At 43.4% G+C, this 14,398-nt stretch carries 12 protein-coding genes; 4 read left to right on the top strand and 8 right to left on the bottom strand.

Features of this window, described 5'->3' with window-relative positions; all coding sequences use genetic code 11:
* Positions 1-142 precede the first annotated feature (142 nt).
* A complete protein-coding gene (locus EES38_RS15885) occupies positions 143-2,104 on the bottom strand; it encodes a methyl-accepting chemotaxis protein (protein ID WP_124938199.1) in 1,962 nt (653 codons plus the stop codon).
* 462 nt (positions 2,105-2,566) lie between these two features.
* Here EES38_RS15885 and cspE point away from each other — a divergent pair, with 462 nt between their 5' ends.
* The 3 genes from cspE to EES38_RS15875 all read left to right on the top strand — a co-directional run bounded on the left by cspE (position 2,567) and on the right by EES38_RS15875 (position 5,023).
* Positions 2,567-2,779, top strand: a complete 213-nt coding sequence (cspE, locus tag EES38_RS15880; protein ID WP_124938198.1) for a transcription antiterminator/RNA stability regulator CspE — start codon at positions 2,567-2,569, stop codon at positions 2,777-2,779.
* Positions 2,780-3,039: 260 nt separating this feature from the next.
* Entirely contained in the window at positions 3,040-3,180 is a 141-nt protein-coding gene (locus EES38_RS22210) for a hypothetical protein (RefSeq protein ID WP_166434290.1), read from the top strand.
* A gap of 160 nt (positions 3,181-3,340) precedes the next feature.
* Complete coding sequence (locus EES38_RS15875; RefSeq protein WP_124938197.1) at positions 3,341-5,023, top strand: sensor domain-containing diguanylate cyclase; 1,683 nt, start codon at positions 3,341-3,343, stop codon at positions 5,021-5,023.
* Between the two features lie 97 nt (positions 5,024-5,120).
* Here the strand turns inward: EES38_RS15875 and EES38_RS15870 are convergent, their stop codons facing one another.
* Complete coding sequence (locus tag EES38_RS15870) at positions 5,121-5,546, bottom strand: universal stress protein (RefSeq protein WP_124938196.1); 426 nt, start codon at positions 5,544-5,546, stop codon at positions 5,121-5,123.
* 224 nt (positions 5,547-5,770) lie between these two features.
* On the opposite strand from EES38_RS15870, the gene EES38_RS15865 reads away from it, so the two are divergent.
* Positions 5,771-6,262, top strand: a complete 492-nt coding sequence (locus EES38_RS15865; protein ID WP_124938195.1) for a GNAT family N-acetyltransferase — start codon at positions 5,771-5,773, stop codon at positions 6,260-6,262.
* A gap of 53 nt (positions 6,263-6,315) precedes the next feature.
* On the opposite strand, the gene EES38_RS15860 is transcribed toward EES38_RS15865, so the two are convergent.
* The 6 genes from EES38_RS15860 to EES38_RS15835 all read right to left on the bottom strand — a co-directional run bounded on the left by EES38_RS15860 (position 6,316) and on the right by EES38_RS15835 (position 14,386).
* Positions 6,316-6,564 (bottom strand): hypothetical protein, encoded by a 249-nt coding sequence (locus tag EES38_RS15860; RefSeq protein ID WP_124938194.1) that lies wholly within the window; start codon positions 6,562-6,564, stop codon positions 6,316-6,318.
* Between the two features lie 66 nt (positions 6,565-6,630).
* On the bottom strand, positions 6,631-8,232 hold the full coding sequence (locus EES38_RS15855; RefSeq protein WP_124938193.1) for a BCCT family transporter: 1,602 nt from the start codon (positions 8,230-8,232) through the stop codon (positions 6,631-6,633).
* A 72-nt stretch (positions 8,233-8,304) separates the two neighbouring features.
* Entirely contained in the window at positions 8,305-9,099 is a 795-nt protein-coding gene (gene etfB / locus EES38_RS15850) for an electron transfer flavoprotein subunit beta (protein ID WP_124938192.1), read from the bottom strand.
* Positions 9,089-10,339, bottom strand: coding sequence for an electron transfer flavoprotein subunit alpha (etfA, locus tag EES38_RS15845; RefSeq protein ID WP_124938191.1), 1,251 nt, complete (start codon positions 10,337-10,339; stop codon positions 9,089-9,091). The genes etfB and etfA overlap by 11 nt, the downstream gene beginning before the upstream one ends.
* A 9-nt stretch (positions 10,340-10,348) precedes the next feature.
* Positions 10,349-12,313, bottom strand: a complete 1,965-nt coding sequence (locus tag EES38_RS15840) for a (Fe-S)-binding protein (RefSeq protein WP_124938190.1) — start codon at positions 12,311-12,313, stop codon at positions 10,349-10,351.
* A 9-nt stretch (positions 12,314-12,322) separates the two neighbouring features.
* The gene (locus EES38_RS15835) at positions 12,323-14,386 is read right to left on the bottom strand and encodes an NADH:flavin oxidoreductase (protein WP_124938189.1); all 2,064 of its coding nucleotides are present in this window, start codon (positions 14,384-14,386) and stop codon (positions 12,323-12,325) included.
* Positions 14,387-14,398: the final 12 nt, after the last annotated feature.

The raw sequence follows: 14,398 nt of genomic DNA, 5'->3' as shown, positions 1-14,398 counted from the left end.
TAACACTGTTAATTTCATCTATCTTATTTAAATCTCACGAGTTGTGGTTTACGAACATTTCTTTTCTTGAATTTTCTATCACGTAAACGCTAACGAAAGAACCAGACATTATGTCCGGTTCTTGTCGCTTAAAAAATCCCACTTAAATTCTAAATTGTGTCAGTAGCTGAGTAATATTTTTACCAAGCTGATTTAACCCTTCAACAGCACGCGTGGTTTCCACTGATTCTGCCATGGTATTGTGGCTAATTTCAGACATCTTATTCACACTTTCGCTCACTTCATTGGATGCTGCCGCCTGTTGTCCCGCTGCGTTTGAAATAGAAGAGATCTCACTATTTACCTCGTGCATATAGCCCTCGATAGCGGCTAAGGCTTCATTTGCTGAATTTACTTTTTCTACGGTTTGATCAGCACTGGTACGACTAACAACCATGGCCTGGTGGGCTTCTTCGGTTCTACGTTGGAATCCCTCGATTATCGTTTGAATCTCTTCTGTCGAATTCTGAGTTCTGGATGCTAATGAACGAACTTCATCAGCCACAACAGCAAAACCACGCCCTTGCTCGCCTGCCCTTGCCGCTTCAATAGCCGCATTGAGCGCGAGTAGATTCGTCTGCTCAGCAATGCTCACAATCACACCGAGTACCGAGCCAATCTTTTCACTATCAGCTCTAAGCATCTCGACTGTATTACCTGCCGCCATGATCTGACTTGACAGTGCATCCATGGATTTTGTGGCAGTAATAATAACCTGGGTTCCCTGTGTCGCGGCTGTAGCTGTAGACTGAGTGAGAGTTTCTGCATCAATCGCACTATTACTGACATCTTGCGCACTTGCTGACATCTCTGTTATTGCCGAAGCAATCATCTGAGCTTGAGATTGCTGTTCAGATACTTGCTGTTGTGTTTTTACTGATCGTTCCGCAAGCGTATCTGAAGATGATGACATTTTACCCGCAGCATCAATCAGTTGAGCAACTGTACCACGCAGCTTATCAGCAAATATATTGTAATTGGACGCGAGGTTATCCAATTCATCTTTACCGGTCACAGGGATACGAATCGTCAGATCTCCATCACCTTCAGCAATATCCGCTACGACATTATTGATATCGTGCAGCTTTCTTAAGGTCGCCTTACTGATTAAGTAAGTGATAATCAGACCGATAATGACTGCAATCGAAGAAACCAGGTATAGGATACGTATTGACTCTTCTGTGTCTTTTTTGGCTATTGTTGCTGCTTCTTCCATTGATTGGCTGATTGACCTTCTTAAATCAGCAATATCGGACGCAATTTTGGGACCGACAGTATCAAGTGTCTTTATTCCTTCATTGCGTGTGTAAATTCGTGTAGCAACTTCGTGTGCAGATTGTTGGTATTGAGAAATAAGATCTTTCGCTTCGTTGACTAACTTTATCCGTTGAGATACTTGTAGTGTTGCAAGTAAGCTTTCAATTTGTTTGTTTAGAACATTAAATTCGTTATTAAATCGTTGCTCTTGTTCCGATTTATTTTCAACCAAGAACTTCATGACATACAGCCGACTCAGGATCAATGAACGTACTGATTGCGCCGCATGATAAGCGGCAAGAATATCATTTTCGTTTCGTGCAGATTCCATAACCTGCGTTAGATTTTTTTCAATAAGAGGGCCAAATACATTCAAATGCTCATTCACTAAAACATTTCGGCGCTGCATGTTTTGTACAACATTATTAGTGAATGTATTAATGTAGTTTTTCGTTTCACCTTCTAGTTTCTTAATAATTTCTAAACGTTTAGGGTTTTGAATCTCTTGGTGAGCGCGCGCAAAATAGGTATGGATTAACTCGTCAGATTGCTTCTGAAAAAGGTCAGCGAATTCATTATTCCCAGTTTGAACGAAATTCTTAACCGCTAATCGCATGCGGTACATGCTATCTGTCATTTCTGCGGCTAGTTCTGTATCAGGGGCAAGGTCGAAAGAAATGGTTTCCATATCACGAGAAAGGTGATTGAGAAGAAAAGAGCTCGTTATGGTGATACCTATTAAGATGAAAATAAGAAGTAAAGGAGCAAAATAGAGTTTTCTGCTCATTGATACACGATCCAGCCACATAATGTAATCTCCAGTAATTACTTATTATAATTGCGCAAATTTAGCGACCATACACTCTTAGAACACAGCCAGTGTAGTGCAAACTAAAACCAAACTAAGGGAATAATTCCCATAACCTAATTAGGGATAACGGCAATTTATTCAATAACTTTACGATATTATTGGCTTTTGCTGATGAAAACCTACTTAGTTTATCAAAAGCTCCTTTCAGCTGTTAATCTTGTAATTGTTTGATAACTAATATATGAACCATAAGTAAAATAAATGTATCTATCTTATTTTAAACGTGTATAGTGTACTCAGCTCTTGCAAAGAGTTATTAGTGAAACATCAAGTACAAGTCTTCTCTTAGCTTCTTCGATACCTTTCGTCATACGCCTGCGATTACTTTTCTTTATAGTCCATGAAATAGCATTTGTTCGTAGCGTTAACTTAATTTGAAATTTATAAACAGAGGTATCTATGTCTAATAACACTACTGGTCTAGTAAAATGGTTTAACGAAACTAAAGGTTTTGGTTTTATTACTCCTGACAATGGCGGATCAGATGTATTCGTTCACTTCAATGCTATTGCATCTGAAGGCTTTAAAACTCTTACTGAAGGTCAGAAAGTGAGCTTTACCATCGAGCAAGGCGGTAAAGGACCACAAGCAGCAAACGTAACTGCGGTTTAAAAAATTTCAAAGGCAGTGATTCATGATTGAATCACTGCCTTTAGTCCAAAAATTGATATTTAAGGAATCTATGTCTAAAAGAACAAGTCGCCAACTCTACTGGTATCACAAAGCCAAAACAAAATTACTAGCACAAAAAGATCTCACTCTTCCATAACTCTTTTCATCCTAACCAATTCCATCTCTTGCAAGACCCATGAAATATAAGTCAGCATTAAACCGTTCTTTCAATCGAACAAACATACTTCTAAGGCAATGAAATGAAAAAGAAAGCACCCAAAAAATCGAATACTCCACCTATCAGCTCTGAAGAAGACAAAAGTAAAAACCTTAATGAAACAAGACGAAAAATAGAGGATATTCTGTTACAAAGAGAACAAGAAAAATTATTTAACTTATAAATGTAGATTCATTTATTAAAAATAATTTTATCAATAATGGTTCAATTCTGGTTTAATAATTAGCGTAATATAGAAGATAGTATTATGCTTCTTGATATAAAAATTATTTTAAGTGGGATGAATACTCTTATTCGTTCCAAAGTAAGTAGAATTTCGAATCATGATTGTGCGTTTCTTATTGGTATTCCTCGCGATTGCCACTTTTTTTCATCCAACCTTTGCTCAGACGAGTGAACCAAGCAACATTCCAACAATATTGTCTGGAGTGAGCTATTTTCATGAAGACAGCACCCACCCCATCTCACTAAATCAGGCAAAGGAACGATTTCTCACCGACAGAATTTCGCATCCTCCGCAAAACTTTTTATCGTTTGGTATTAGTGACCACGCGACATGGATTCGTTTAGACCTGCAGAACAACACAACCGTTGCACAATATCGTCGTCTTAATGCAGCCCAAGCCTGGGTCGATCATCTTTCTATCTATTTAGTCAATGATGCAGGATTAATTCAGGAATGGCATTCAGGAGACTCACAGCCTGCAGATAATCACTTGCTCCCAGGGGTTGGGTTTGTCTTTGACATGACTCTACCGCCTGGCAAAAGTCAAATATTCATTCGTGGACAATCCTTAGACCCATTAACTCTGCCATTAGCCTTATTAGACTCTTATCAAGCAAGGTCACTCGATTCCCAGATTCATATTACTTCTGGTATTTTGTATGGCATTTTACTAGCGCTAGTAGGATTTAACCTTGTTTTGTATAGCTCGCTTAAACAACTCGATGCGCTCTATTATTCAATCTATATAAGCTGTTTTATCATAGTAAATATCTCCTACAACGGGTATGGTTTTGCTTGGATTTATCCCAACTCACTTTTTATAGCAAATCATCTCACGCTTATTTTTATGATATTCCATGGCGTATCAGGGCTGGTATTTGTTGCTAACTTCCTTGCAATTCATAAGCGAAAACCTCGTTGGAATCGGGCTCTTCAGATCTATAGCGCGCTTGGTATATTAGCGATGGTGGTACTAATCAGCCTAGGCTATCACCTTTGGGCAACCACTCTGGCATTTAAGTTCTTATCTCTCACGACCATGATCATGATCCTTCTCGGACTTATGAATCTTGGTAAAACTAGAGATGCCTTGTATTTCTTAATCGCTGTGTCTTGCAGTATGCTGGGACTGCTGGTCACGACCCTATCCGTTTGGGGAGTCTTACCTTATAACTACTACAGTTATAACGGTGCTGTCTTTGGTGTAGTCTTCGAAGCCATTATTCTTGCTGTTATCGTTGCTTATCGTCTAAAAGCCGTCGAACAAAAGAGAGCAACAGCAGAATACCTGTCCTCATACGATCCATTAACGAACTTGTTTAATCGTCGTTCACTGTTAAACGCAAGCACTAAGTTGATTCATACGGCGAGCAACTCGAAGAAGTCAATGAGTTTTGTCATGATGGATATCGATCACTTCAAAACGATAAATGATACCTACGGCCACCATATCGGCGATCTTGCACTCTCACATATTGCAACGCTTCTTAAAAATAACACGCGAGAAACCGACATTATCGCGCGTTGGGGCGGTGAGGAAATAGTGGTACTACTACCTGATACAAATGCGAGTCAGGCACACGCTTATACCGAGCATTTACGTCAAACTATCGCAGATACGCCGTTAAGACATGAAAGTGTGGAAATTACCATTACCGCAAGTTTTGGGATTGCCACCAGCACAAGATCTGACACGTTCGATAGTCTGTATGAACGTGCGGACAAACAACTTTACCTAGCAAAAAATCATGGCAGAAATCGTGTTGAGCCACACGATTAACAAGCATCGATCCAAGCTTACCGCTTATAACAAATAAGTGAAGCCAGTTTAATAGTATAAATTTGGCTTCACTACGTTCTTTTCTGTTACCGTCTGGTTATTTTCTAAGTGGCACGACAAGAATATCAATCGATGATTTATTAATCAGGTGGCGGGAATACGAGACAATGTTGCTCCAAAAGTCGTGGTGATGCCCACAAACTAATAAATCGAAATCATTTTCTATGATCGTTCCTGCCAGTTTGTCGCCTAAATCGCCGGTACCGACCAAAAACTTTTGAATTGGACAATCTGGATACGCCTGCAATTCACGTAACATTTCGTTAGCTCGGTCATTAAGAGGTCGTGCAGTTTTATCGGCTTGAATATCAATCAATTCAGTAGATATGTCACCAATCGTACCGTCAACATGAATAAATGAAATATCTGCTTGTGCAGCTTGCGCGAATGATATCGCTTTATCGATTAATTTTTTGCTGTCTTCAGACAGTTCTAATGCCACCAAAATATGCTGGTAAATCATAAGTCCTCCTCAGGCTTTACTACTTATGCCAAGGATATGCCTTATCTAACAAAATAGTATCGAACTGGTCGCAGAATCACGAATAAATGACAAAAAGATCTGATAAATCAATATGTTTATAACTGTCTGGTCTTAGCTTATAGCCGTATCGCACATACATCTGTATTGACCGGAACTAAGGAATATCACATCATCGTAACTATCACCTTCTGACCAGCCAAGTTATGAATCGAAAAATTGAAATTTTTGTAGCTGATTATGAGAATTCACAGCACGCTAAAGATCTTATTGAACTACTTAACGATTACGCCAATGATGAAATGGGTGGCAATGAACCCATCTCGGAATACGTACGGACGAATTTAGTCGCTAAACTTCGTGAAGTACCGGGAGCATTCAGTTTGTTATGCTACGTAGATAATCAACCCGCAGGTTTATGCAATTGCTTCGAAGCATTTTCGACATTTGCAGCGAAACCATTAGTCAATATCCATGATATCGCGATAAAAGCGTCCTTTCGTGGCTTAGGTTTAAGTCAGCGACTCCTAGAAGAAGTTGAAAGCATCGCTCGAAAAAGGGACTGCTGTAAAGTGACTTTGGAAGTATTAGCAGGCAATTCGGTTGCTCAATCAGCCTATACTAAATTTGGTTTTGCTCCATACGAGCTGAGCGAGGGAACAGGCATCGCACAATTTTGGCAGAAGAAATTAAAATAAGAAATTTGGGGGAAGTGAAACTTACTTCCCCAAATCGGTATGACGAGACAGACTTATTGACCAACCGCTTCCAACTCATGGCTCCAGTAGATAAGGCTTTCCACTTCTGGCAACAAAATACCATCTTCTTCTATTCTGGATACCGTCGCCCAAAACTGCTTTGATTCTGATGGCGCCGCTTTGCCAAGCCAGGTTTCAATACTTCGCTTTACATTATCACTTTCGGTACTATCACATACGACTCCGAGCTCGGCGATTGCCGATGTAAAGTCATTCATATCTACAAGATCTGCGTACATCATATGTCAATCCTCGACGTTAGTTCAGTGGGCGTTTGGTTTACCCACCGTTTTATTATTGAAATTAGTCTATTTATATAAGTGTTTTTCAGAATTGAGCCCGCTGTACAAACTCCAACACATGAGAATCAGTACGACAGTAAACGGTAATCCGGTAGTAATCGCCCCTGCCTGAAGAGCAGTCAGTGCATCTGAGCCGCCTCCCAGCAACAAAGCTATTGCGATGATGCCTTCCAATGCAGCCCAAAAAACGCGTTGAGGAACGGGTACATCTAATTTACCTCCCGCAGTGATGCTATCGATAACTAACGAGCCTGAATCTGAAGAGGTAACGAAAAATACCAAAACGAGAACGATACCAACAACAGAAAGTAGACCACTTAGAGATACATTGGCAAACATTTGGAACATGGCTTGCGACACATCACCAATTCCATTAGCAAGTTCTCCAACCCCATTTGTTGCTTGTTCAAGTGCTGTTCCCCCCATCACACTCAACCAAATCAAGGTAACAAGTGTTGGCACTATCAGAACCGCTAACACGAATTCTCTGACAGTACGCCCTTTGGACACTCGCGCAATAAACATGCCGACAAATGGAGACCAAGAAACCCACCAAGCCCAATAAAAAACAGTCCAACCATGAAACCAAGTCGTATCTTCACGACCGATCCAATCGGACAACGGGATAAAATTCTGTGCATATCCAGCAGCAATATCACCCGCTGTTTGGAAAATAGCCAATGTCGGACCCACTGCGATAAGCAATGCGATCATTCCTACTGCAATAAGCATATTGATATTACTCAGAATCTTTACGCCACCATCTAGCCCACGAGTGACAGAGATAATCGCAATCGCAGTAACAACAATGATAAATCCGATTTGCGTTGATAGACCATTCGAAACACCGAATAGATAGCTCAACCCACCAGCTGCTTGTTGCGCGCCAAATCCAAGTGATGTCGCCAATCCAAAAATAGTCGCAAGAACAGCAAGTATATCGATAACGTTACCAATCGTTCCCCAGCAACGTTCTCCCAGAATGGGGAAAAACGCCGAGCGAATCGTAAGTGGTAGTCCTTTATTATACGAAAAGAAGGCCAGTGCGAGACCAACCACCGCATAGATGGCCCAAGGATGTAACCCCCAGTGATACATCGTCGCGGCTAAAGCCATTTGCTTTGCTTCTTCTGTTCGGGCAGCAACGTTCAAAGGAGTGCCGTACCAATCTGTGTAGTACGCGACTGGCTCAGCGACACTCCAGAACATCAAACCAATACCCATTCCAGCAGCAAAAAGCATGCTAAACCATGAAATTCGAGAAAACTCAGGTTTCGCCGTTTTACCACCAATTCTAATTTTGCCAACAGGGGAAAGGAGCAGAAAGAAGCAAAATAGAACAAAGAGATTGCATCCGGCCATAAATAGCCAGTCGAAGTTATTGATTGACCAACTCCTTGCGACCGTCAGGCCTTGTTTAGCACTGTCAGGAAAAGCTAAGGTCAGTACAATAAATAACAAAATTAAAGCGGCACTCACGCCGAATACTGGGTTGTGGATGTCCATACCAAACATACGCACGTTATCTTGTCCGGTGGTATAGTCTGTGTTGTATTTAATCCTTGAGACTTTAGTGTCAATTTTTGGGTAATCTAGTATCGTTTTCATTCGATCCCTCGTTGGATACTCAATCAATTTTCGGGTTGCGCCTGTACATCCTGTTATCCAGCGCGTGCTTTATTACTGGTGTATTACTCCCTCTTCTAAAAGAAGATCAAACACAGCCTGAGCCATTTCAGTAACAGGCTTATCTTTGATTACTTTACCGCCGGAAGAGGCTGTTTTTGCTGTAGCCGCTTTAAAGCGATCAGCCGCATTTTTTGCCTTTACCACTTTTAAGCGTTTTGCTTTAGGTTTGGCAGGCGTTACTTTCCATTCAACCTGCTCTTTATCGAGTAGCAAGTTTTCGACAGTTTGCTTGTCTATCTCACAGTGCCTTGCTCTACCAAATGCACTTTGTCTTGGTTCTGCTGCTGCCTGGTCGACACTGGCAACAAAAGGAATCGCAACACTGAGCTTTCGACGTTGTCCTCTTGGCAAAGCTTGTAAAACGTTAGCACGTCCATTTTCAACCGAGAGAATTTCAGCAATCCCCATAACAACCGGACAATTGAGTCTCTTAGCCAGGAAAAAAGGCAACATGCCAGACGATTCACCAGACTCGGAACGAGTTCCAGTCAAAACAATATCCGGCATATTGGATGCAAAATACTGTTCGATCGAATCAATCGCATCGTATTCCGGCTTCTGGGCCAACACGCGGATTTTTTGTAAGCCCATACCACTGTAATAGGCCAAAGCGGGATCTTCCGGATCGCCTGCGTGAATGACTTCCAATTCACAATCTGATTGACTTAGACCTAATTCAACAGCTCGAGAGTCTGTTGCCGCTCTTCTTGAACGACCAGTATCCGGGTGAGCGCCAATAGAGATCAGTGCGCTAATTTTTAACGGCTTGTCAGCATTAAGCGGCATCTTTCAGTTCCTCTTGTTGAAATGACTCCATCAAACGTATCAGTTCAGAAAGTAACTCGTTGCTATCAGCAATAACGCTCAAATCGGCACGCTTGACCATGTCACATCCCGCATCGGTATTGATGGCAATCACTTTATCGCACGCTCCAATACCCTGAAGGTGCTGTATAGCACCAGAAATACCTGCTGCGATATATACTCTTGCGGTTACCCAGGAACCAGTGGCTCCAACCTGACGATGCCTTGGCATAAAACCATCATCCACAGCCACTCGACTCGCCCCCTCTGTTGCTCCAAGAACGGCTGCGGCGTTATGGAAATTATTCCAATCGTGAATCCCATTTCCTGCAGAAAGAATAAACTCAGCTTCAGTCAGCGGTACCGATTGAGGATCGACGGCCATTTGCCCTAAATCATCAATAGCACTTAATGACATTAGCTCTTTATTGGAATGTGCGAAGTTAAGCTCTAATGTTTTAACTTCATGATCAGTTTCATCAATGGGTAATGCGCATTCTTGCGCAAGTAGCAGAACTCTTGGCGTAGCGCGCTCGATGTCATAACGGCCGCCACCAGCACGACAAGTAGTAGTATTACTATTAACCTGCCAAGCCTGGGTCGCTGGTCTTTCATTAATCAAAGCAGCCAGACGAGCACCTAATTCAAAACCACCACTGATACTGTCTGGGAACAACCAGAATTTTGGCGTACATGCAGTATCTATCTGTTCGAGTATTCTTGTTTTAAGTTCGGGGCAATAAGTTTCAAATTCCTCTCGCTCGATATGGATTAGTCTGTCCACACCAGCAGTAGAGAAATGTTCTTCTTTGTGTTGCCCAAACACGATGGCGACCACTGCACCATTGCCTGCTTCTTTCACCAGACTGTGTGCTTGCCCAAGAATGTCTTTATCGTGACTGGTTAATCGACCACCAGTCATATCTGGCACTACCATGACGTAAAAATCTGGATTATCGACAATATGGAGTGGAAGCTTCTCCTCCACTGAAGCGTTACGAGCGCGCAGAGCGATCGGAGCAATGTTACTGCCGTTCAATCGATCTATTCGCTTAATCCCGTTCGGACCAATGAACCCTACTCGATGCGGGTATCGACGAATAAGTCCGCTCGGGCCACGTTCTTCTGTTGTTTCAGCAATGAACGATTTGTGCTCAGGATGAAGGCGGTTACGCATTATCCACTCAGCTCGAGGATCTCGGCGTATTATGATTTCACTCATGTATTACTCCTACACCGTAAGTGGCTGTTGTTCGGGTTCCCAAGTGGACACCTGCTCTTGATTATCTGTAGCTTCTGCTAGAACATCCGCGACAATTTCTGCTATATCTTTGACTTCAGGTCTGGGCTCAACGACACCTTCAAGCATCGCGGTGCATTGTTGACAGCCCACGGCCACAAGCTCTGCACCCGTTTCACGAACATCGTCCATACGCATGTCAGCTATACGACGCTCTCCTGGGATATCGGTAATCGGTGCGCCGCCACCACCACCGCAACAACGAGAGCGAAAACCTGAACGCTCCATTTCAGCCAATTCAATACCAAGTTGCTTAAGCAGCGCACGAGGAGAGTCGTATTCACCGTTATAACGTCCCAGATAGCAAGGATCGTGGTAAGTGACTTTTCCACCCTGATACTGGTTCAGATTAATAAGTCCTTTCTCAGCGAGTTGATTGATAAAGGTGGTATGGTGCCATACCTGATAGTTCGGCATAGTCCCATCGGGGTACATATCTGGGTATTCATTCTTCAAACAATGGAATGCATGAGGATCGGTGGTAACGATGCAGTCAAACTGATATTTACTTAGTGTTTGAATGTTACGCATAGCAAGACGCTGGAATGTTGCATCATCGCCAAGTCGTCTTGCAACATCTCCGCTATCAAGTTCTTCATCACCTAAAATGGCGAAGTCGATTTTGGCAGCTTTAAGAATTTTGACGAATGATTTCAGGATACGCTGACTGCGCATGTCAAACGCTCCATCTGAAACCCAAAACAAGACATCGGCTCGTTTTACCTCAGACATTAAAGCTAATTCCTGGTCGGCAGCCCAGTTTGAGCGCTTTTGCGGTGCATGACCGTTAGGATTGTCGGTGAAAATTAAATTTTCCAACACCTCAACACCTTTGGTTGGCGTCTCACCTTTTTCTAGAGTAAGGAAGCGACGCATATCCACTACGGCGTCCACATGTTCGATCATCATCGGACATTCTTCCACACAGGCGCGACAGGTAGTACACGACCACAATGTCTCTGAGCTTACCAATCCGCCAACGATAGGCTGATCATGTCCACCCTTTGCACAACCGGTTTCTTTTCCAGGGTATGGACTGCCTGCGTATTTGGCATCCGTTCCCCCCGCCAAACCAACCACCATATCTTGAATCAATTTCTTCGGATTAAGCGGCTGACCCGCAGCAAAAGCAGGGCATACAGCTTCGCATTTGCCACACTGAACGCAGGCATCAAATCCTAATAGCTGATTCCATTTAAAATCCTGCGGTTTTTCAACACCGAGTTTCTCTGCTGAAAGATCGACAACTTTCAGTCCTGTGGAACGACCACCGCCAAATCGCTCTGGTCGACGATGAAATGCCAAATGTAACGAGCCAGCAAAGGCGTGTTTCATTGGTCCGCCCCACCCCATACCAAAGAACATCTCACCGACGCCCCAAATGATACCGACAACGAGAATTGCGCTCGCCAACCAGCCAAACGTATTTTCCGGCAGTATTCCTGACGCTGGCAAAGTTGCAATGAATAAGGATACGGAGAAGACAAGCAAGCTTTTTGGTAAGCGCATCCATGGTCCTTTCGACAAGCGAGATGGCGGACTAACTCGACGACGGTATACTGAAATAGCACCGACAAACATGATCGCCAGCGAGCCCATCAGTACCCAAGATAGAATATGTGGTGCGATATTGAAGACATGTACTGCAAAAATAAGCACAACAGACAAAACGAAGCCGCCTGCTGTCGCTACGTGGGTATGAGACATCACTTTGTCGCGAGCAACAACGTGGTGTAAGTCAACGAGATATCGTCTGGGCATCGCAGCCAACCCAGACAAAATATTCACTGGTGACTTCTGCCCTCTGCGCCATAAGGAAAAACGACGTGCCATCCCAACAACGGCCAGTACAGCAGCCGTTGTTACAAGGATTGGAAGTAGCCATTCAAGGTACATAACGCCCCCTTAAAGATCTTTACACAAACGAAGTGCATCGTAGATAGCAGCATGAACGTTACGTTGTGACACACAGTCACCTAAGCGCCATAAAATCATACCGGATGACTGTTCAGCCAAAACAGGCTGAGGTTGAGCTGCAAAAAGCGTCTCGTTGTCTATCTGTCCTTTATTGACGGATTCATTTTTTAACTCGTAATACAGTTCTTCATTGGGTCGCGTGCCATTTTCGACCACCACCTGATCGACAACACGTTCTTCTTTTTGACCTGTATATTCGTTCTCTAAGACCGCGATGAGATTGTCGCCTTCACGATAAACTTTCTCTAAGGCTAAATCAGATGTCATGATGACTTCTTTTTCATAAAGGCTGCGGTAATAAGTTGGGAAGGTAGTACCACCGATACCCACACCCGGTTTGATATCGTCGGTCACTAATTCAACTTTCGCCCCTTTGGATGTAAGGTAATCCGCTGCTGACATACCAGAAAACTCACAAATGGTATCGAAGACAAGCACGTTTTTACCCGGTTCAACCTTGCCGTTCAGAATATCCCATGTCGAAACGATGAGACCTTCCGCTGCGCCCCATTCCGGGTTTTGTTCAAGATAAGGTCTGCCTCCCGTAGCGAGTATGCAAACGTCTGGGTTCATTTCGCGAATCACTGATGCATCTGCAGCCATTCCCGTCAGAACTTCTACCCCAAGTCGATTCACTTCCATTGCAAGCCAGCGGGTAATACCAGCCATTTGATCACGTTGAGGAGCTTTGGACGCAATAGTTACCTGTCCACCCAGTTCTTCACCTTTCTCAATTAGAGTCACATTGTGACCACGCTCTGCAGCAACCCGCGCGGCTTCAAGTCCGCCAGGCCCACCACCCACGATAACCACTTTACGGACGGGTCCTGTGGTTTTTTCAATGATATGAGGCATGCCCATATGTTCGCGAGATGTGGCGGCGTTCTGAATACAGAGCACATCTAACCCCATATATTGGCGATCGATGCAGTAGTTTGCTCCGACGCACTGACGAATCTGGTCTGTTTGATTGAGTTTAATTTTGGCAATCAAATGGGGATCAGCGATATGGGCTCGGGTCATGCCAACGAAGTCGACATAGCCGCCTTCCAAAATACGTTTAGCCTGATTAGGATCTTTAATATTCTGTGCGTGAATCACAGGTACAGAGACCACTTCTTTGATGCCAGCAGCCAGGTGAAGGAAGGGTTCTGGTGGATAGCTCATATTTGGAATAACGTTAGCCAGGGTATTGTGCGTATCACAACCTGAGCCGACGACACCAAAATAATCCACTTTGCCCGTTGCATCGTAGTAGGCCGCTATCTGCTTCATATCGTCATGAGTTAGACCATCTGGATGGAATTCATCTCCCGTGATACGCATACCAACAACAAAATCGGGGCCAACAGCTTCTCTCACTGCATTAAGGACTTCCATCCCAAAACGCATACGATTTTCAAAGCTACCACCCCATTTATCCGTGCGTTTGTTAACACGTGGAGACCAGAATTGGTCGATCATATGTTGGTGAACAGCCGAGAGTTCAACACCATCAAGGCCACCCTCTTTTGCTCTCACTGCCGCTTTAGCAAAGTCACCGATAACACGCCAAATATCTTCTTCTTCAATTGTTTTGCATGTCGCACGATGCACTGGTTCACGAATACCTGATGGCGACATTAGATTAGGCCAGTTTTCACCATCCCAACGAGAACGTCTACCCATATGCGTAATTTGGATCATTATCTTACCGCCATGTTTATGAACGGCATCGGCTAAATTCTGAAAATGAGGAATGATTCGGTCGGTAGAGAGATTTACTGAACTCCACCAACTTTGAGGGCTATCAATTGATACCACACTGGAACCACCACAAATGCATAGGCCACATCCACCTTTGGCCTTTTCTTCGTAATATTTAACGTAGCGGTCAGTTGTCATGCCGCCTTCTGTGGCATAGACCTCTGCGTGAGCGGTACTGACTATACGGTTACGTATTGTGGTTTTATTAATTTTTAGTGGTTGGAACAGAATATCAAACTGAGACATGCTTCACCTCGT

Source organism: Vibrio viridaestus (genome assembly GCF_003856525.1).
In the GTDB taxonomy this organism is placed as follows: domain Bacteria; phylum Pseudomonadota; class Gammaproteobacteria; order Enterobacterales; family Vibrionaceae; genus Vibrio; species Vibrio viridaestus.
The sequence above is the reverse complement of the archived record's forward strand: the minus strand, read 5'-3'. Positions and strand labels throughout refer to the sequence as shown.